General features: G+C 35.0%; 15 protein-coding genes, 1 pseudogene and 1 riboswitch. Of the genes and pseudogenes, 3 read left to right on the top strand and 13 right to left on the bottom strand.

Annotated features, from left to right (window positions below; all coding sequences use genetic code 11):
• Positions 1–4: 4 nt before the first annotated feature.
• The 7 genes from BR65_RS02075 to BR65_RS02045 form a co-directional block, all read right to left on the bottom strand.
• Positions 5–946: an osmoprotectant ABC transporter substrate-binding protein gene (locus BR65_RS02075; RefSeq protein WP_034536490.1), complete on the bottom strand. Its 942-nt coding sequence runs from the start codon at positions 944–946 to the stop codon at positions 5–7.
• A 13-nt stretch (positions 947–959) separates the two neighbouring features.
• Positions 960–1,595, bottom strand: a complete 636-nt coding sequence (locus tag BR65_RS02070) for an ABC transporter permease (protein ID WP_023177594.1) — start codon at positions 1,593–1,595, stop codon at positions 960–962.
• A gap of 14 nt (positions 1,596–1,609) precedes the next feature.
• On the bottom strand, positions 1,610–2,797 hold the full coding sequence (locus tag BR65_RS02065) for a betaine/proline/choline family ABC transporter ATP-binding protein (protein ID WP_023177592.1): 1,188 nt from the start codon (positions 2,795–2,797) through the stop codon (positions 1,610–1,612).
• A gap of 157 nt (positions 2,798–2,954) precedes the next feature.
• Positions 2,955–4,406 carry a cardiolipin synthase gene (gene cls / locus BR65_RS02060; RefSeq protein ID WP_034536488.1) on the bottom strand — a complete coding sequence of 484 codons (1,452 nt, stop codon included), beginning with the start codon at positions 4,404–4,406 and terminating at the stop codon, positions 2,955–2,957.
• A gap of 153 nt (positions 4,407–4,559) precedes the next feature.
• Complete coding sequence (gene thiT, locus BR65_RS02055; protein ID WP_081901342.1) at positions 4,560–5,129, bottom strand: energy-coupled thiamine transporter ThiT; 570 nt, start codon at positions 5,127–5,129, stop codon at positions 4,560–4,562.
• A gap of 76 nt (positions 5,130–5,205) precedes the next feature.
• Positions 5,206–5,309: riboswitch (TPP riboswitch) on the bottom strand.
• Positions 5,310–5,398: 89 nt separating this feature from the next.
• Complete coding sequence (locus BR65_RS02050) at positions 5,399–5,893, bottom strand: GNAT family N-acetyltransferase (RefSeq protein ID WP_034536486.1); 495 nt, start codon at positions 5,891–5,893, stop codon at positions 5,399–5,401.
• Positions 5,894–5,942: 49 nt separating this feature from the next.
• Complete coding sequence (locus tag BR65_RS02045) at positions 5,943–6,608, bottom strand: HD domain-containing protein (protein ID WP_023177584.1); 666 nt, start codon at positions 6,606–6,608, stop codon at positions 5,943–5,945.
• Positions 6,609–7,068: 460 nt separating this feature from the next.
• Here BR65_RS02045 and BR65_RS02040 point away from each other — a divergent pair, with 460 nt between their 5' ends.
• Together BR65_RS02040 and BR65_RS14065 are read left to right on the top strand one after the other, a co-directional pair.
• Positions 7,069–8,265: a quaternary amine ABC transporter ATP-binding protein gene (locus tag BR65_RS02040; RefSeq protein WP_034538576.1), complete on the top strand. Its 1,197-nt coding sequence runs from the start codon at positions 7,069–7,071 to the stop codon at positions 8,263–8,265.
• A pseudogene (locus tag BR65_RS14065) lies at positions 8,258–10,034 on the top strand (ABC transporter permease/substrate binding protein). Before BR65_RS02040 ends, BR65_RS14065 begins: the two are co-directional and overlap by 8 nt.
• 120 nt (positions 10,035–10,154) lie before the next feature.
• Here BR65_RS14065 and BR65_RS02025 read toward each other — a convergent pair.
• The 3 genes from BR65_RS02025 to BR65_RS02015 are packed head-to-tail and all read right to left on the bottom strand — an operon-like array spanning position 10,155 to position 13,834.
• Complete coding sequence (locus tag BR65_RS02025; protein ID WP_034536482.1) at positions 10,155–11,834, bottom strand: ribonuclease J; 1,680 nt, start codon at positions 11,832–11,834, stop codon at positions 10,155–10,157.
• A 40-nt stretch (positions 11,835–11,874) separates the two neighbouring features.
• Entirely contained in the window at positions 11,875–12,747 is an 873-nt protein-coding gene (dapA, locus tag BR65_RS02020; RefSeq protein ID WP_034536481.1) for a 4-hydroxy-tetrahydrodipicolinate synthase, read from the bottom strand.
• Between the two features lie 37 nt (positions 12,748–12,784).
• Complete coding sequence (locus tag BR65_RS02015; protein ID WP_034536480.1) at positions 12,785–13,834, bottom strand: aspartate-semialdehyde dehydrogenase; 1,050 nt, start codon at positions 13,832–13,834, stop codon at positions 12,785–12,787.
• 198 nt (positions 13,835–14,032) lie between these two features.
• Between BR65_RS02015 and BR65_RS02010 the strand changes: the two genes are divergently transcribed.
• Complete coding sequence (locus BR65_RS02010) at positions 14,033–14,782, top strand: alpha/beta hydrolase (RefSeq protein WP_034536479.1); 750 nt, start codon at positions 14,033–14,035, stop codon at positions 14,780–14,782.
• A 50-nt stretch (positions 14,783–14,832) separates the two neighbouring features.
• Here BR65_RS02010 and pnp read toward each other — a convergent pair whose 3' ends face one another.
• The 3 genes from pnp to uvrB all read right to left on the bottom strand — a co-directional run bounded on the left by pnp (position 14,833) and on the right by uvrB (position 19,588).
• Positions 14,833–16,941, bottom strand: coding sequence for a polyribonucleotide nucleotidyltransferase (gene pnp / locus BR65_RS02005; RefSeq protein ID WP_034536478.1), 2,109 nt, complete (start codon positions 16,939–16,941; stop codon positions 14,833–14,835).
• Positions 16,942–17,141: 200 nt separating this feature from the next.
• A complete protein-coding gene (gene rpsO / locus BR65_RS02000) occupies positions 17,142–17,411 on the bottom strand; it encodes a 30S ribosomal protein S15 (protein ID WP_013710576.1) in 270 nt (89 codons plus the stop codon).
• A 179-nt stretch (positions 17,412–17,590) separates the two neighbouring features.
• Complete coding sequence (gene uvrB / locus BR65_RS01995) at positions 17,591–19,588, bottom strand: excinuclease ABC subunit UvrB (protein WP_034536477.1); 1,998 nt, start codon at positions 19,586–19,588, stop codon at positions 17,591–17,593.
• Positions 19,589–19,751 lie beyond the last annotated feature (163 nt).

Here is a 19,751-nt window from a genome sequence, read left to right as displayed (position 1 = left end):
ATTATTATTCGCCTCCTCCTTCGTTTACCTCAACTGATTCAAAATAATTGTTTTCTTTCAAAAAGTCGTCTGCTACAACTTTAGGTTCAATTAAATTGTTATCTGAAATATAATTTAATTCTTGCATTTTTTCATCCGTTATAGAATTTTGTAATTTTGATAATACTTCATTTAATTCAGGATAGGCTTCTAATACTTCAAAAGTTGCAACTGGACTAGCGTCATATGGAGGGAATAATTGTTTATCATCTTCCAACACAACTAAGTCATAACTTTTAATACGTCCATCTGTTGAATAACCTAGCACAACATCCATTTCTCCAGCTTGTAATGCATTATAAACTAATCCGATTTGCATAGGATAAACACGGTTAAAATCAAAGCCATAAGTATCTAGAAATGCAGCATACCCGTCTCCTTCACGCTGGATCCAAGATGAGTCTACTCCAGCATTTAATTCACCCGCTACGTCCTCCAAATCACTAATGGTAACTAAATTATATTGATCTGCAAGTTCTTGTGTCACCATAAAAGCGTACGTGTTTGCAAAACCATAAGTTGGAAACCATTTTTGATTGAATTCAGCAGCAAATCCATCCACAACAAGTTCTAATGCTTTTTCAGGATCAGTGATCGGATCTCTTCCTAATTCACCTGTTAAAGAAGTTCCTGTATATTTAATTGCGGCTACATTAGCATCTCCACCAACCAAAGCTTGATGATTTAAAGAAGATGATCCTAAATTATTTACAATCTGAGCATCTATATCAATGTAATGCTCAACCATACCTTCAACAATATAACCTATAATTTGTTGTTCTGTAGTAGAACCACCCGTTATTGTGATTCCCTCTTCATTAAATCCACTACCTAACCCAGGTAACGAACAACTGCTTAATACTATCGCTGCCATAAAAAGGGCAGCAATTTTTTGAATTTTCTTCATCGTTGAAGCCCTCCTATTCATTTCCTTGCACAGTTCTAGGCGTTACTTTTTTTTCTAATTTTCCTAGTACAAAATCTGTCAATAATGCAAGAATGGTTACAGGTATGGTTCCGCCAATAATCAAACTAGGAATAAAAAGATTTAATCCATTAAAGATAAAATCACCTAATCCCCCAGCACCAATATAAGAAGCTAATGCAGCCCATGAGATAACGTAAACACCTGACAAGCGAATTCCTGCCATAATAACCGGTGCGGCTTGAGGTAATTCGACATTTTTTATCAACTGTAGACTGGTCATTCCCATTCCTTTACCTGCGTCCCTTAAATTAGTATCTACTCCATTCATTCCTATATAAGTGTTTCTTAAAATAGGTAATAAAGAATAGATAAATAATGCAACGATTGCAGGCACCTTTCCAATTCCAAATAGAGGAATCATTAAAGCTAGTAGTGCTAAAGAAGGGACAGTTTGTAAAATTGTTGCTAAGCCGATAATAAACTTAGCACTTTTTTCAAATCTTGTTAATAATACTCCTAAAGGGACAGCCACAATAACACCTAACGCCAAAGCAAATGCTGAAATGTAGAAATGTTCCCACGTTTTCAGGAGTAAATCAGAGCCATTTGTTGCAAAAAATTCAGCCATTATTTTTTCCTCCTCTATTCATTACTCTCGTTAGGAGTGGTCGTTTCAAAAACATTTCCACTTGTAATATCTTCTTCCTCACCCCATATTGTATCGTAAACCACATCTACGAGTGACGTACGAGTGACTAAACCAATCAACCGATCTTTATTATCCACGACTGGGATATTTTTAAATCCACGTTTTAAAATTCTTTGAACAGTATCTCTTAAAAGAGTACCTTCTCGAACAAAATAAACTTTATCCATCATAATATCTCCTACACTTGTAGCCCGTTTACGATTACGATCGATTCTTTCTATATCAACATATCCCTTTAAGACACCAGAGTCATCCGTGACAAATAGGGAGTCGACTCGTTTATCTCTCATCAAACGAATCGCTTCTGAAAGAGATTTTCCAGGAGTTACAGAGATAGGATTTTTTATCATAACTTGGTCTACCGTTTGAATATTTGGTCTTGCTTGAATCAATCGGTCCTCACCGATAAAATCTTCAACAAACTGATTAGCCGGTTCAGCTAGTATATTATCCGGCGTATCAAATTGAACGACACGACCATTTTGCATAATCACAATGCGGTCAGCCAGCTTTAAAGCTTCATCCATGTCATGGGTAACAAAAATAAACGTTTTTCCCATCTCTTCTTGTAATTCTTTCACTAATTCTTGTAAAGCATCTCTAGTAATAGGATCTAGTGCTCCAAAAGGTTCATCCATTAATATAACATCTTGGTTCGCAGCCAAAGCACGAATAACACCAATTCTTTGTTGCTGTCCACCAGAAAGTTCTGCTGGGTAACGTTCCAAAAAGTCTTTTGGTAAATCTACTTTTTCAAGTAGTCGTTCAGCTGATTCTCGTTGTTTATCTTCAGACCACTTTAATAATTTAGGAACCATGACAATATTGTCATAAATTGTCATATGAGGCATTAACCCAATTTGTTGGATAACATAACCGATTTTACGTCTTAATTGAACAGGGTCTTTTTTCATAATATCTTCCCCATTAATTAAAATTTGTCCTGATGTCGGCTCAATCATACGATTGATCATTCGCATAGAAGTCGTTTTCCCACTTCCACTTGTACCGATAAACACAATAAATTCTCCATCATTAAATGTAAGGTTAATAGCGTCGACTGCTTTTTTCCCACCTTTATATACTTTTGAAACATCTTTAAATTCTATCAATACACTCACCTCTTTATATATTCTTTCTATTTTTTGACCATATGCAAAACTATTATCTCAAACATACTAACTCTAATCAAATTTGACGATTTTTGATTAATTTTTTCTCATAAAAAAAGATTTTGGAATTAGTATTCCAAAATCTTTCTTTAGCTAGCTTATGAGTTTATAGAATTGGAGAAAATAATCTAGAAAAAGTTTGTTTAAATTTCATCCATTTAGATTTATTATCAATGATTTCTTTTGTCAGTAGATAGCTTTTCTTCATATCTTCATAAAAGAAATTTTGCTGTTGCTGAGCAATCTTAGCATCATAGATAAAAACATTTACTTCAAAATTTAATTTAAAACTACGGATATCAAAATTAGCTGTCCCAATCGAACAGATATCTCCATCCACAACTACTGTTTTTGCATGTAAAAATCCATTATCGTAAATATATACTTCTGCACCAACTGCTGCCATAGCTTCAGCATAATACATGGTAGCCCGATAAATAAATGGATGATCTGGTTTATTCGGTATCATGATTTTAACATCAATCCCAGACATTATAGCAATTTGAATAGATTCCAATACTGAATCATCTGGAACAAAATAAGGCGTTTGAATAAAAACAGACTCTTTAGCCATACTGATCATCTTAATATAACCCTTTTTGATTTGCTCAAGATCTGAATCTGGGCCACTCGAAACGACTTGTACGTTCGTATGCCCTTTTTTATCAATTAAAGGGAAGAAATTTTCTTCATATTCCAATTTATGTTTAGGAACTGCTGCATTCCAATCCATTAAAAATCGACTTTGTAATGCTAGGACAGCATTTCCTTGAATTTTTAAATGGGTATCTCTCCAATAGCCAAATTTCTTATACTCGCCTAAATACTCATCTCCAACGTTGAAACCGCCAGTATACCCAATTTTCCCATCAATAATCACAATTTTACGGTGATTGCGGTAGTTAAAACGTAAATTAATCAATGGAAATTTTGAACCAAAGAAAGGTTCAGCTTTGCCACCTAATTTTTTTAATTTTTTAAAAAAATTAGGCTTTAACGATCGAGAACCTAAAGCATCATAAATAACTAAAACATCAACTCCAGCAGCTGCACGTTCTTCTAAGACTTTAAGAACACGTTTCCCTATTTTATCGTTATGGATAATATAATAGATCATATGAATGTGATGCTCCGCTTTAGAAATATCTTCTATTAAAGAATTAAATTTCTGTGCTCCATCAGTGAACAATTCAATTTTATTTCCTTTAGTTAAAATTGATTCGTCACTTTCTAAAAATAAACTTGCCATTTCTTTTGCGTTTTCAGTAGCTTGTTTAGCAGATAATAAATTTTCATCCTCTGCTAACATTTCTTTTTGAGCTTGTACGAGCTCTGGCATTCCTATATTTTCTTGAGACTTGATATCAAATATCTTTTCACGGGTCAATTTTTTCCCAATAAACAAATAAAAAATGAATCCAATTCCTGGTAAAAGAATCAACACAAGCAACCATGCCCAAGTAGCAGCAATATCTCGTTTCTCACGAAAAACCGTAATGACAGCAAAAACGATATTTAAAAAGAAAAAACCCAAAAGTATGTATGTGATAATCTGCATCGACGTATTCCTCTCCAACTTTATTATTAGTCAATCTTACTACTTCCCTAATTTTTTAGCTACTACAAACTAGCGAACTGCAGGAATTCATTACCAAAAAAGAGATTGGGCAGCTGCCACAATCTCTCACTTATTTATCCTTAAAAAAAATGGTTAATGTTTACTTTTTGGTAAAAACAACATTGGAGTCGTTTTAGCTATGATGATTAATACAACGCTTGTTACTATTCCAGTAACGAGTGCACTTCCACCGTTCGCAATAAATGAATACCAAATAGGATTCATTCCTTCTGGAGCATAACTTCCCCAAAAATAATACCCTGCAATAAAGTGCCAGAAGAAACGAGCTACTGTTCCTAATATCGTTCCAAAGACAATTAATTGATATTGCTTTAGTTTTTTATTTTCTTTAAAAGATCGTTGGATAGGTCTGCTTACCAGACCTGCAAAACCAACAAAAGCAAAAGCAACAAAATATTCTATAAATCCTTGTAATGGATGCAATATACTAGCGTTTCCAACTAAGAAATGCAATACTCCCCATAAAAATCCTGATGCAGACGCTGCTATAAAACCATACCTAAATGCAAACAACGTTAACGGAATCATCCCTAACGAAATTGTAAATCCTGTTCCAATATTGGTTGGAATCAAAGATAACACAATTGCTAAAGCGGCAACTATCGTCCCTTCTATCCAAACACGTAACCTCATACTACTCAAAAAAAACTCCTCCTTCATGTGTTGAACAGTGCCACACATCAAAGGAGGAGTCCGAATAATCATTTTAACACTATTATTTCGTCCCCGTCACAATCCCTACGCTCGTACTAACGAACAGGTTCCAAGGGTTAGAATCTATTGATTCAATCTCAGCTTTTTACAGCACCCCTTTGTGATGGTTGTTCATTCAATTTTACTTCCATATAATATAGTACAATTATACTGATTTTTTGTCAATATACGATTTGATGATTCAACTATTAAGCAGATTAAACTAGACTGCCCTCAAGTATTTTTGAGTAAACAAACTTATACCCATCTGCTTCCTTTACTTTCTTTTTAGTATCTTTGAATCCTGATTTTAAATACATCATTTGTCCACTGATGTTATCGTAATCAATCAACAAAACAATTTCATTAATAGAAGAAAACCGCTCTTTTATATACTCCGGTAGTTTTTCCATTGAAGCTTTTCCGTATCCTTGCTTTTGATACCGTTTATCGACCGAATGGGCTTTTAAAAGAATAGCATTGGGATTTGAGACATAGTTTAATACCGAATTTCCTGTTTGAAGGATAAAGAAACCTACCATCGTATCTTGGTCTAAGATCAAGATAGGGTATTTTTCATTTTCATGTAAACTTTCAGTCATACCGACCATAGGCATCACTGTGTAAGGATTTTTTTCTATTATATAATCTTCTATCATAGAAACATCGCCTACTGTTGCTTCTCTTAGTATAATATTTTCCATCCTATTCATACACTAACCTCCACTGATTTATTGTATTAAACCTCTTTATAAGCCTACCTTACCTGTCCCCATCCCATTCAGCATAAAATTCTGATAAATAGTGTTCCATAAAAGCATGTCTTTGTTCTGCTAACTTTTTCCCAGGAGTTGTATTCATTTCTTCCCTTAGTTTTAACAATTTTTCATAAAAATGCATAATAGCTGTATCTTCTCCAGAACGATAATCTTCAATAGTAAGATGTTCACGTGGTTTTTTTTCCGGATCATGTATCAATCGATTTTTTGAACCTGAATAGGCCATTGTTCTAGCGATCCCAATTGCTCCTATTGCATCCAATCTATCTGCATCTTGAATAATTTTTCCTTCTATTGAAGTCAATTTAGTTTTATTTGTCCCACCTTTGTATGACATGTGAAGAATGATATCCATTATTTGTTCTGTTTCTTCTTCAGTTATAGGATGAGTTGAAAGCCAACTTCTAACTTTCTTCTCCCCATCAGCTTCTGTTTTATTCATTTTTTCATCAGCCACATCATGTAAAAGAGCCGCCATCTCGCAAATAAAGAAATTTATTTCTTTACGTTCTTGTTTTGCAATACTTTTTGCTAAATTTCTGACTCGATGAATATGCCACCAATCATGACCGCTAGCATCATCTTTTAATAATTTATATACATAGTCTTCTGTATGTTCAATAATTTTTTTTTGTAAATCTGTTAACATTTTTTCCACCTCATTTGTACTCTTCCAGCACTTCAAAATAAGTCTATCAATCCCACTAAAAAACCACAAGTTATATGTCAATTTTTATATCTTATTTTTTATCTTTTTTTACAAGAAACCTAAAAAGAAAACGCTTTTAAAAACTTTTTTTATTTTTTTTATTCCCCCTCTCAGGTCTGTCGTCAAGGTAAAACAACGGTATTAAAGCTTATTTTTGAAAATGGTTTTGTTTTTCATTTTTTTTTATTCATGTTACACTGATTATTGTGCTTCATTTTAAAAGTTTTTTTTTAATGAATAGATGTCGATTTTTCTTAAACATTTTTCAAAGAAATCAGCCATTTTACGAATGGTTTCTATAACAATTTATGTTTTGATTCTATCCTTATCAGATTGTACTTTATTCATTTTGATTCACTAGTTGACATTCATAAATAAAAAAAGGAAGGGGATGTTATTTTTGTCAAAAATAACTATTGAAAATGTTACAAAAGTTTTTGGTAAAAGAACAACACAAGCCTTAGAGTTGTTAAACCAACAAAAATCTAAGCAAGAAATCTTTAAAGAAACTGGGGCCACTGTAGGAGTAAACAACGTTAGCTTTACAGTTGAAGAAGGTGAGATTTTTGTCATCATGGGATTATCAGGTAGTGGAAAGTCTACTCTTGTCCGCATGTTTAATCGTTTAATCGATCCTACTAAAGGAAATATTTACATCGATGATAAAAATTTATCTACTATGGATAAAAAAGCCTTGCGCCAAGTCAGAAGAGAAAAATTAAGTATGGTTTTCCAAAACTTTGGTCTCTTCCCTCACCGTACGATTTTAGAAAACACTGAATATGGATTAGAAATTCAAGGTGTTGATAAAGCTGTGAGACAACAAAAAGCTCAAAAAGCTTTAGAAAACGCTGGATTAGGCGATTATAAAGATCAATATCCTAGTCAATTATCAGGTGGAATGCAACAACGAGTTGGTCTTGCACGTGCTTTAGCGAATGATCCTGAGATTTTATTAATGGATGAAGCTTTCTCTGCGTTAGATCCTTTAATTCGTCGTGAAATGCAAGATGAATTAATTGAACTTCAAGCAAATGTTAAAAAAACGATTATCTTTATTACGCATGATTTAAATGAAGCTTTAAGAATCGGCGACAAAATTGCTTTAATGAAAGATGGTTCCATTGTGCAAATTGGTTCTCCTGAAGAAATATTGACTCATCCTGCAAATGATTACGTGGAAAAATTCGTTGAAGATGTGGATCGCTCTAAAGTATTAACTGCTGAAAACATCATGCAACGTCCTGAAACATTAAATATTAAAAACCATGGTCCTCGTTTTGCATTAGAACAAATGCGCAGTGAAGGAATCTCTAGTATGTTAGTTGTAGATAGCCAACGCAATCTTTTAGGCTATATTACAGCTGAAGATGCTTCGGAAGCACGTAAGAAAAATATTCAAACAATTGAAAGTATCCTTAAAGTCGATATCCCAACTGTTACAAGAACAACTTCCATGAACGATATCTTCTCTGTTATTCATGATTCAACTACTCCGGTAGCAGTTGTGGATGAAGGAAAATTAGTAGGTATTATTGTCAGAGGTGCTGTAATAGCCGCTCTTGCAGGAGAAAGTGAGGTGCTGCAAAATGTTTAATTTATTAGATATTATTCCAGAATTACCTGTAGCTGATGCAATAGAAAGTTTCACAAGTTGGATAACAGATACTTTTGCATTTTTGTTTGACCCTATACAAAAATATTCTGAGATTGCTATGGAATTTGTAACAGATACTTTATTACTACTTCCACCCATTTTATTTATTTTGATTATTGCTGTGATCGCCTTTTTCTCTTCAAAAAAGAAATTTGGCTTAGCAACATTTTCAATCATTGGGCTTTGGTTCATCTATAATCAAGGACTTTGGGAAGAGTTAATGAGCACTTTAACACTCGTTCTAGTTGCTAGTTTATTATCAATTGTTATTGGAGTTCCATTTGGTATTTTAATGGCTAAAAGTAAAATAGCGAATACCATTATTGCTCCTATACTGGATTTTATGCAAACAATGCCGGCTTTTGTTTATTTAATACCCGCAGTTGCCTTCTTTGGGATTGGTATGGTTCCAGGAGTGTTTGCCTCATTGATTTTTGCAATTCCACCGACTGTTCGTTTTACAAATCTAGGAATCAGACAAGTCTCAGCTGAATTAGTTGAAGCATCAGAATCTTTTGGTAGCACTGGTGCTCAAAAGTTATTCAAAGTAGAACTTCCATTAGCTAAGTCAACAATCATGGCTGGTATCAACCAAACTGTTATGTTAGCTCTATCAATGGTCGTTATCGCTTCTATGATCGGTGCTCCTGGTCTTGGAAGAGAAGTTCTTTCTTCTCTGCAACGTGCACAAATCGGTACAGGTTTTGTATCTGGTTTAGGTTTAGTTGTTCTAGCGATTATCATTGATCGTTTAACACAAAAATTAAATAAAAAATAATTGAATGTTATTTTAAAAAAAAAAAGGAGATGGATTAGTTATGAAAAAATTAAACTGGAAACATTTAGGCCTCACAGCAGGTTTAGGATTATCATTAGCTGCAGCAGGTTGTGCAACAGAAAAATCTTCAACAGAGGATACATCTGTTGGTAAAGGACAAGAAATTGAATTAGCTTATGTAGAATGGGATACTGAAGTCGCTTCTACTCACGTGATCGGTAAAGTTTTAGAAGATTTAGGTTATAATGTAAAATTAACACCTTTAGATAACGCTGTAATGTGGCAAGCCGTAGCAAGCGGTGACGCTGACGCTATGGTAGCTGCATGGCTGCCAGCCACTCATGGTTCTCAATTTGAAGAATATGGCGACCAAATGGTTAACCTTGGAACGAACTTAGAAGGCGCATTAGTTGGTTTAGTTGTTCCTGAATACATGGATGTAGATTCTATCGCAGACCTTACTGATGAAGCTGAAATGAGCATCACAGGTATCGAACCCGGTGCTGGTGTTGTTGCTGCAACTGAAACAGCCTTAGAAGATTACGATAATTTAAGTGATTGGGAACTTGAGACTTCTTCATCTGGTGCAATGACTGTTGAATTAGGTCAAGCTATTCAAAATGAAGAAGAAATTGTTATTACTGGTTGGTCTCCACACTGGATGTTCGCCACTTATGGCTTGAAATATCTTGAAGATCCTGAAGGTTCATTTGGTGAAGCAGAAACGATCAACACTATGGCTCGTGAAGGTTTAGAAGAAGATATGCCAGAAGCTTATCAAATATTAGATCAATTTAACTGGACAACAGAAGAAATGGAAAGCATTATGCTAGATATTTCTGAAGGAGAAGATCCTGAAGATGCAGCAGAAACATGGATTGAAGAAAATCCTGACCGCGTTGCTGAATGGACTGAAGGCGTAACAGAATAGTCTTATCTATCCCCTGTTAGAAAAAGAGCATTCACTTTTGTGAATGCTCTTTTTTGCTTATTTAAATTAAAAAAACTTTTACTAACTTCAATTAAGAAGTCAGTAAAAGCCCCTTTTAATTTAATTTTTGCGATTACGTGAACTAGTTTCCATAATAATTGGTAAAATTACTGGACGTCTACGTGTTTGTTCAAAAAGATGTTTGTTTAAAGCGTCTCTAATTTCTTGTTTTAAACGGCTCCATTCAAATTCTTTACGACTTAAATTTTCTTCTACTACTTTTCTGATAATCTCATTGCTTTGATTAATAAGATCTGTATTTTCTTTAACGTATACAAACCCTCTCGTCATAACTTCAGGTCCTGAGATGATTTTACTTTTTCTGCGATTAATAGTAACGACCGCTACAAAGATTCCATCTTCAGATAGCAATTTACGGTCGCGTAACACAATATTTCCAATATCGCCAATTCCAATACCATCTACCATTGTGTTTCCGGCTGTTACTTGTCCTGCTACATGCATACGTTCATTTTTGTATTCCATAATATCGCCTTTTCCAGGAATAAAAATATTCTTGTATGACATCCCAACTTCGTGTGCCAATTCTGCATGAGCAGAAAGCATTCGGTATTCTCCTTGAACAGGAATAAAGTAAGTAGGTTTAATCAAATTGATCATTAATTTTAAATCATTAGGAGTTGCATGTCCTGATGCTTTTAAATTATCTGAAATTTGTTTTACAGTTCCACCTGCACGGTAAATCAAGTTTTCTGCTTGAGCAACTGTTACTTCCATTGCTGTTGAAGGGCTGGTTACGATATAAACTAAATCGCCCTCTTTAATATTTACTTGAGTGTGTTTTCCTTTAGCCATACGCGTTAGAGTCTTAATTGGTTCACCAGTAACACCCGTTTCTAATACAACAATTTCTTTATCTTCGTATTTTTCGATCTCTGTTATTGGAACAATTAAATCCTCACTTGGCAATTGAAGTTTATTCAATTCCATAGCAATTCGAACAATTTCTTCAAGGTTGCTTCCTGTAATAAAAATCTTCTTATGAGATTTATGAGCAGCATCTAAGACTTGTTGGATACGCAGAATGTTGCTTGCAACACTAGCTACGATGATACGTCCTGTAGCATTTTGGAATGTATCCAATACTTCTTCTGCTACTTTCAAATCACTGATATTTTCTACTGGGCTTTCAGCTTCGCTAGAATCACTCAATAAAGCTAGTACTTTGTCTTTTCCAATGTCAGCAATACGTGACAAGTTACTTTGATACATTGGTTTTGCACTTTGGTCAAATTTGAAATCACCCGTATAAACGACGCTTCCTTCAGTTGTCTTAAGCGCTATCCCAACTGAATCAGGAATCGTATGATTCGTTCTAAAGAAACTAGCAATCACATCTCCAAATTCAATCTCAGTATTTTCATCTATAATATGATAATCATCAAATTTACTTACTTGACTATCTTTTTCAACAAATAATTTTGCTAAAGCTATTGTTAGCTCCGTACCAAATACTGGAACGTCAAATTTTTGAAGGAAATAAGGCAATGCTCCTATTGCATCTTCATGACCATGTGTTAGAAATACTCCAGTTACACGATTTCTATTTTCTTCTAAATAACTAAAGTCAGGAATGACTACGTCGATTCCTAGTAATTCTGTTTCTGGAAACATCAATCCACAATCCAATACAAAGATGTCTTCATCAACTTCAACAGCATACATATTTTTTCCATTTTCTCGAACTCCACCTAGTGGAATAATTTTAATTGTGCTCATTTCTTCACCTCTTTTACTTTCAATTCATTATTTTTTGTATTTACCAATTTAATGTAGTTAAAATAAACTCTTCTTCTTCTTTTGTGCAAGCTACCAATGGCAATCTTACGCCTCCAACTTCAATGCCTAAATGATTTAACGCAAATTTCACTGGCGCAGGAGATGGTACTGTAAACAGACTATTCATTTTTGGCACTAACTGACGATGCAATTCTGCTGCTTCACTCATTTGAAGGGCTTCTAAGCAGTTGTACATTTTCACCATATCGTTTCCTAAAACATGGCTTGCTACTGAAATCACTCCAGTTGCTCCAATACATTTTGCAGGAAAAGCGTTGCCGTCTTCACCAGTATAGACTAAAAAGTCATCCGAAGTTTGCTCAATTTCTTCACTCACAGCGTCTAGACCTAAACATTCTTTGACTCCAATAATATTTTTAATAGCTGAGAGTTTTATCGTCGTCTTAGGATCAATAGAAACGCTCGTACGACCTGGAACATTATAGATAATAATGGGTAATGTTGTACTATTTGCTACAGCTTCAAAGTGAGCATATAGACCTGCTTGATTAGGCTTGCTGTAATAAGGAGCAACTACTAACGCTGCATCAATACCTGAAATGGCTTCAACCTCTTTTGTAAAAGCAATCGTTTCAGCAGTATTGAATGAACCTGTACCAGCAATAACGGGTACTCGACCTGCTACTAATTCGATTGTTTTTTGATACAACTCCAGCTTTTCATTATGGGTTAACGTAGGAGATTCTCCGGTTGTTCCTCCCACTACTAACCCTTCAGTGCCATTTTCAAGCAAATAGTTGATTAATTTTTCTAAACGTCCATAATCAACTGCTCCTTGATCGTCAAATGGAGTGGTCATAGCTGTTATAATGCGAGCTTTTTTTAAATCCATTTAAATCACCCTTTACTTTAAATTCATCTTACATTGATTAATCTTTTGCTTTTACTAATCCTAATTTATATAGACTTTCAGCAATTTGAACAGAATTCCAAGCTGCGCCTTTTAATAAATTATCTGAAACAACCCACATATGATAACCATTCTCTTGGTCACGATCTTTACGGATTCTTCCAACAAATGTTTCTTTTTTTCCAGCTGCATCTAACGGAGTTGGATAAATTTGGTTAGCAGGATCGTCTTGAAGTTCTACACCAGGTGCATTTCTTAAAAGGTCTTGAATAGAAGCCACGCTAGCTCCATCTTCTTTCACTTCAATATAAACAGATTCTGCATGTCCTGATACAACAGGAATACGGACACATGTTGCAGAAATTTTTATTTTATCGTTACTCATGATTTTTTTTGTTTCATTAATCATCTTTAATTCTTCAAATGTGTATCCATCTTCAGTAAATAAATCAATTTGCGGTAAAGCGTTAAAAGCAATTGGAAAATGCTTTTTGTCACCACCGGATGGCAAAATTGCTGCTTCAAAAGGTTCGTTATTCAACATGTTTTTTGCTTGGTCTTTCATCTCTTTTACAGCAGATACTCCTGCCCCACTTACTGCTTGGTAAGTTGAAACGATGATACGATCTAGTCCATATTGTTTACGAATTGGTTCAAGTGCCACCATCATTTGGATAGTTGAACAGTTCGGGTTAGCAATAATGCCTTTATGCGAACGAATCGCTTCCTCATTCACTTCAGGAACAACTAATGGTACTTCAGTATCCATACGGTAGGCGCTCGTGTTGTCGATAACAACTGCTCCGCGTTTTACTGCTTCCGGCGCAAATTGTTTTGAGATTGAGCCGCCAGCACTAAATAAAGCAATATCAACATTTTCAAAAGAATCAGCTGTTGTTTCTTGAATTTCGATTTCTTTTCCATTAAATAAAGCTTTTTTTCCAGCTGATCTTTTAGAAGCTAATAGTTTCACCTCTTTAATAGGAAAAGCAGCTTGTTCCAACATTTGAATCATTTTTGTTCCTACAGCTCCAGTTGCTCCAACAACTGCAATAGTATATCCACTCATTTATTTATCTCTCCTAATACATTTCTTTTTATCTATTAACTACACGTACTCCCAATATACATTTTAGCACAATTTTAAAGGAAATTATACACATGTAGATTATTCGCTCTCTTTTGTTTTATTATTATAACGTAGCAAAGTAAAAGTATGATACACTTTTTACGTCTATTCCCTCAATCAAATATGAAAGGAGAGCATATGAAACGCAAATATAAAATTTTAATAATTGGTATCGTTCTTTTTGTTTTACTTATTCTAGGAGGTTTGTTTTTTTTACGCTCTATGACTTACCTGCCTTTAGACGAAGCTATTGAAGAGACTATGCCATCCAATCAGAATTATCAAGTCAAAGAAACCTCTGATGCCGTTATCTTTATGCCATTGAAGGAATCACATCCGACGTCAGTTATTTTTTATCAAGGAGGGTTGGTAGAGGAAAAAAGCTATAGTTCCCTCGCTGCTAAACTCGCTTCAAAAGGGTTTCCTGTATACCTTGTTAAGCATGCGTTAAATCTTGCTGTTACCGATACAAATAAAGCAGAAAAACTGATTGTTGATGAAAACATAACTGATTTCGTTATTGGAGGTCATTCTTTAGGAGGCGTCATGGCCAGCCGCTTTGCAAATGAAATAGATTCGGATCTGTTAAAAGGGGTCTTTTTACTAGCCAGCTACCCTGATGAAAAAGGTCGACTAGACACCTTACCTATTTCAGTTCTTTCACTTGTAGGTTCTAAGGATGGTGTACTTGACAACGAAGCCTACCAAGATGGAAAAACTTACTTGCCTGATTCTACATCCTATTACATTATCGAAGGCGGTAATCATGCTGGATTTGGAGATTATGGACATCAAGAAGGCGATAATGATGCTAGTATTTCTCATGAGGAACAACAAGAATTAACCGTTCAATTTTTAGTAGAATGGCTGAATAAGATTGAAGAATAATCATAAAAAAAGAGCCCAATTAAAAATTGGACTCTTTTTTCTATTCATGTTTATTTTTCTTCAGTTTTCAATAATACTTTACGAGAAAGGTTGATTCTTCCTTGTTTATCGATTTCGATAACTTTAACATCCATTACTTCGCCTAAAGTCAAAACATCTTCAACTTTCGCAACACGTTCGTTTGCTAATTCAGAAATATGAACTAATCCATCTTTTCCTTTAGCAATTTCAACAAAAGCTCCGAATTTTTCAATTCGTTTTACTTTTCCTGAATAAACTTTACCAACTTCGATATCTTTTGTTAATTCTTCAATAATTTCTTTAGCACGTTTGATCATAGCCGCGTCTTCAGATGCAATACTGATATTTCCTTCTTGATCGATATCAATTTTAACGCCGGTTTCATCAATAATAGCATTGATTTGGTCACCACCGCGGCCAATAACAACTTTGATTTTTTCCGGTTTGATTTGCATCATTTCAATTTTAGGAGCATATGCGCTTAATTCTTCATGTGGCTCAGCAATTGTAGAAATCAATTCATCAAGAATTTCCATTCTTGCTTTTTTAGCTTGAGTTAAGGCTTCTTCTAAAATTTGTTGCGTAATTCCTTCAATTTTAATATCCATTTGAAGAGCAGTGATTCCTTTGCTTGTACCAGCTACTTTAAAGTCCATATCGCCCAAGTGATCTTCTAATCCTTGAATATCCGTTAAGACAGTATAGTTTTCGCCTTCTTTAACAAGTCCCATTGCGATCCCAGCTACTGGAGCTTTGATTGGCACGCCGGCATCCATTAAAGCTAATGTACCCGCACAGATACTTGCTTGTGATGAGGAACCATTTGATTCAAGAACTTCAGCCACTAAACGAATCATGTATGGGAAATCTTCTTCACTTGGAATCACTTGTGCTAAAGCACGTTCACCTAATGCTCCGTGTCCGATTTCTCGACGACCTGGTCCACGTGATGGGCCAGTGCTTCCAACAGAGTATTGTGGGAAGTTATAGTGATGAATGAATCGTTTGCTGTTCTCAACACCTAATCCATCAATAATTTGATGTTCGCCTAATGGTGCTAAAGTAGCTACAGACAAAGCTTGCGTTTGCCCACGAGTGAACAAACCAGAACCATGTGCTCTTGGTAAAAGTCCGATTTCTGAAGCTAAAGAACGAATTTCATCAATTTTACGACCATCTGGTCTGATTTTATCGACTGTAATTAAACGACGTACTTCATTTTTTTCCATATCTTCAACAATTTGTTTTACTTCTTTATTGATACGGTTAGATTCATCATGTTCTTTATATTTTTCTTCGTAAAAAGCAATTGCGTCTTCTTTAACTGCTTCAATATTTTCTTCACGAGCTAATTTTTCTTCTGTTTGAATGGCAGCAATCATTTTACTTTGGAAAGCATCATTCACTTCTTTTTCTAAATCTGCATCGATTTGTAATAATTGAATAGTCATTTTTTCTTTGCCGACAGCCGCAACGATTTCTTCTTGGAAAGCAACTAATTCTTGAATAGCTCTATGTCCAAACATTAAAGCGCCTAGCATATCTTCTTCTGAAACTTCTTCGGCTCCACTTTCAACCATGTTGATAGCTTCTTTTGTACCAGCAACTGTTAAGTGTATATCTGATAAAGCTTCTTGTTCAACTGTTGGGTTAATGATGTATTCTCCATCAATGCGTCCAACGTCTACTCCAGCAATTGGTCCATTAAATGGAATATCTGAAATTGCTAGTGATAAAGAAGAACCAAACATAGCTGAGAAAGATGGTGAACAGTCTTGTTCTACAGACATAACTGTATTTGTGATTTGAACTTCATTACGAAATCCTTCAGCAAACATTGGACGAATCGGACGGTCGATTAATCGAGCTGTTAGCGTCGCTGTTTCACTTGGACGCGCTTCTCTTTTAATAAAACCACCTGGGATTTTCCCAACTGAATACATTTTTTCATCATAATTTACAGTTAACGGGAAGAAATCTACATCCTTAGCTTTTTTACTAGCCACAGCTGCTGTTAATACTGCAGTATCATTATAACGAATCAAAACGGCTCCATTAGCTTGTTTTGCTAATTGTCCAACTTCAACTGTTAATGTACGTCCTGCCCATTCTTTAGTGAAAACTTGCTTCTCTGTCATTGTGTGCATTTCTCCTTTTTCTTAAAGCTTTTATTCGTTACTTCCAAACAGACTACTAAACAAATGTCAACATTTCACTTTCATTCAAATGCTCACATTTGTATAGTAGGATGGATAACAAAATAAAACAGCTTTTTTCTTTTACATACAAAATGAAGCGAGATTCCTTAGAACCTCGCTTCTAAATAGACTACGAAAAATTAACGACGTAGGCCTAATCTTTGAATCAATTCACGGTAACGAGTAATATCTTTGTTGCGTAAGTACGCAAGCAAGTTACGACGGTGACCAATTTTTTTCATAAGTCCACGGTAAGAATGGTGGTCTTTTTTGTGAACACGTGCATGTTCATTTAAGTGGTTGATCTCAGCTGTTAATACAGCAACTTGTACTTCGGGAGAACCTGTATCTCCTTCGTGGATTGCGTATTCTTTGATGATTTCATTTTTACGTTCTTTAGAAATTGACATTTCTAAGCACCTCATTTCTCAATTTTTCCTCTTACTGAGTAGACGTTGGTGATTCGTTTTACCAAGTAAAAGGTATGTGTTTAGTACACATTTAAATTCTACTAGAATAAATGACAAAATGCAAGTTTTTTAATTAACATTCTTCATTTAACTAGTCCTTTACTTTCTCCTATAATTCATCATTTTTTTAATTTATATTGAGCTGTTATTTCTAATATCAAATCTCTTAAGTTAGCCGCTTTTTCAAAATTCAATTCTTTTGCTGCAACTCTCATTTCTACTTCCATGCCATCAATTAATTCTAAACGCTGCTCTCTAGTCATCTTAGCAATATTCTCTAATCCAGATGCTCCCACTTCATCTCCTTCTACTACTGAAGTAATAGAAATCAAGTCACGAATGTCTTTAATAATCGTTTTAGGCGTAATACCATGTTCTTCATTGTACTCTTGTTGCGTTGCACGACGCCTTTCTGTTTCTGTTATGGCGGCATTCATAGAATCCGTTATTCGATCAGCGTACATGATCACTTTCCCATTTTCATTACGTGCAGCGCGACCAATAGTCTGTACAAGTGAACGTTCACTTCTTAAGAAACCTTCTTTGTCAGCATCTAAGATAATAACTAAAGATACTTCTGGTACATCAATACCTTCACGTAGCAAGTTGATCCCGATCAGTACATCGTACACACCTAAACGCAAGTCTCGAAGAATTTCTGTTCGTTCAAGTGTTTTGATCTCACTATGCAAATAGGCAACTTTAATGCCTACTTCTTTCAAGTAATCTGTTAAATCTTCTGACATTTTTTTAGTCAATGTAGTAATAAATACACGCTCATTTTTTTCAGTGCGTTCATTTATTTCACCAATTAAATCATCAATTTGTCCTTTGATTGGACGTACTTCTATAATAGGATCTAGTAATCCTGTAGGACGGATAATTTGTTCAATAACCTCTGGAGCTCGCTCCAATTCATATGGTCCAGGTGTAGCTGAAATATACATAATTTGATTCACATGTTTCTCAAATTCTTCCAAGCGTAGCGGGCGATTGTCTAAAGCACTTGGTAATCTGAAACCATATTCAATCAATTGTTCTTTTCTAGCTCTGTCACCGTTATACATTCCTCTAATTTGAGACATTGTAATATGCGACTCATCAATTACGATCAAAAAATCATCTGGAAAGAAGTCAATCAATGTATAAGGTGCTTCTCCAGGTTTACGCCCATCCATATGCCGAGAATAGTTTTCAATTCCAGAGCAATAACCCATTTCCAATAACATTTCTAAATCGTAGTTCGTGCGTTGTTCTAAACGTTGAGCTTCAATCAATTTGTTTTCAGCACGTAAAACTTTTAGGCGTTGTTCTAACTCTTCTTGAATATTTTGAACAGCAGACCTTGTTTGTTCATCATTTGCAACAAAGTGAGTTGCTGGAAAAATCGGAACATGTTGAACATCTGCTTTAACTTCACCTGTTAAAACATCTACTTCTCTGATACGATCGATTTCATCTCCAAAGAACTCTACACGGATAGCTTCACTGTCACGCGATGCTAAAAATATTTCAACTACATCTCCTCTAACACGAAAACGTCCACGTTGAAAATCGATATCATTTCGTTCGAATTGCATATCGACTAAACGACGCAACATTTCGTCACGGTTTATTTCAGCCCCTACACGTAGAGAGAGGACATGATCTCGATAATCTTCGGGGTTAACCAGCCCATAAATACACGAAACGGAAGCTACTACAATCACATCTCGTCGTTCTAATAAAGAACTAGTTGCAGAGTGGCGTAGTTTATCGATTTCATCATTAACGCTCGACTCTTTTTCAATAAATGTGTCACTTGAAGGAACGTAAGCTTCTGGTTGGTAATAATCATAATAACTAACAAAATATTCAACTGCATTATTAGGAAAGAATTCCTTAAACTCCCCATACAGCTGACCAGCTAAAGTTTTGTTGTGTGCAATGACCAAAGTAGGTTTATTTACTTCTTTGATAACATTTGATACCGTGAATGTTTTCCCGGTTCCTGTGGCACCTAGTAAAGTTTGTTCTTTTTTGCCTGTTTCTATACCTTCAATTAATTTTTTTATCGCAGCAGGCTGATCACCGCCTGGTTGGTACTTAGAAACCAATTCAAATTGATCCTTTGGCATTCACTTACCTCCTCACACTTCTAAAAACAAGATTAAATACTATTTAATAGACATACTGCATACTAATCCTATTTTATTATTCTAGCACGGAACGTGTGTTCTTACAACTAATTCGATATGTTTCCGATAGGATTTGACGATTTCTATTTGTTGAAAACAAAAA

It is taken from the genome of Carnobacterium inhibens subsp. inhibens DSM 13024 (genome assembly GCF_000746825.1).
GTDB classification, from domain to species: Bacteria; Bacillota; Bacilli; order Lactobacillales; family Carnobacteriaceae; genus Carnobacterium_B; species Carnobacterium_B inhibens.
This window is presented reverse-complemented; position numbering and strand designations above follow the sequence as displayed.

Coding starts and splice junctions, on each gene's coding strand:
- BR65_RS02075 (WP_034536490.1), bottom strand. CDS start 946: ATGAAGAAAATTCAAAAAATTGCTGCCCTTTTTATGGCAGCGATAGTA.
- BR65_RS02070 (WP_023177594.1), bottom strand. CDS start 1,595: ATGGCTGAATTTTTTGCAACAAATGGCTCTGATTTACTCCTGAAAACG.
- cls (WP_034536488.1), bottom strand. CDS start 4,406: ATGCAGATTATCACATACATACTTTTGGGTTTTTTCTTTTTAAATATC.
- BR65_RS02050 (WP_034536486.1), bottom strand. CDS start 5,893: ATGAATAGGATGGAAAATATTATACTAAGAGAAGCAACAGTAGGCGAT.
- BR65_RS02045 (WP_023177584.1), bottom strand. CDS start 6,608: ATGTTAACAGATTTACAAAAAAAAATTATTGAACATACAGAAGACTAT.
- BR65_RS02025 (WP_034536482.1), bottom strand. CDS start 11,834: ATGAGCACAATTAAAATTATTCCACTAGGTGGAGTTCGAGAAAATGGA.
- dapA (WP_034536481.1), bottom strand. CDS start 12,747: ATGGATTTAAAAAAAGCTCGCATTATAACAGCTATGACCACTCCATTT.
- BR65_RS02015 (WP_034536480.1), bottom strand. CDS start 13,834: ATGAGTGGATATACTATTGCAGTTGTTGGAGCAACTGGAGCTGTAGGA.
- BR65_RS02010 (WP_034536479.1), top strand. CDS start 14,033: ATGAAACGCAAATATAAAATTTTAATAATTGGTATCGTTCTTTTTGTT.
- pnp (WP_034536478.1), bottom strand. CDS start 16,941: ATGACAGAGAAGCAAGTTTTCACTAAAGAATGGGCAGGACGTACATTA.
- rpsO (WP_013710576.1), bottom strand. CDS start 17,411: ATGTCAATTTCTAAAGAACGTAAAAATGAAATCATCAAAGAATACGCA.
- uvrB (WP_034536477.1), bottom strand. CDS start 19,588: ATGCCAAAGGATCAATTTGAATTGGTTTCTAAGTACCAACCAGGCGGT.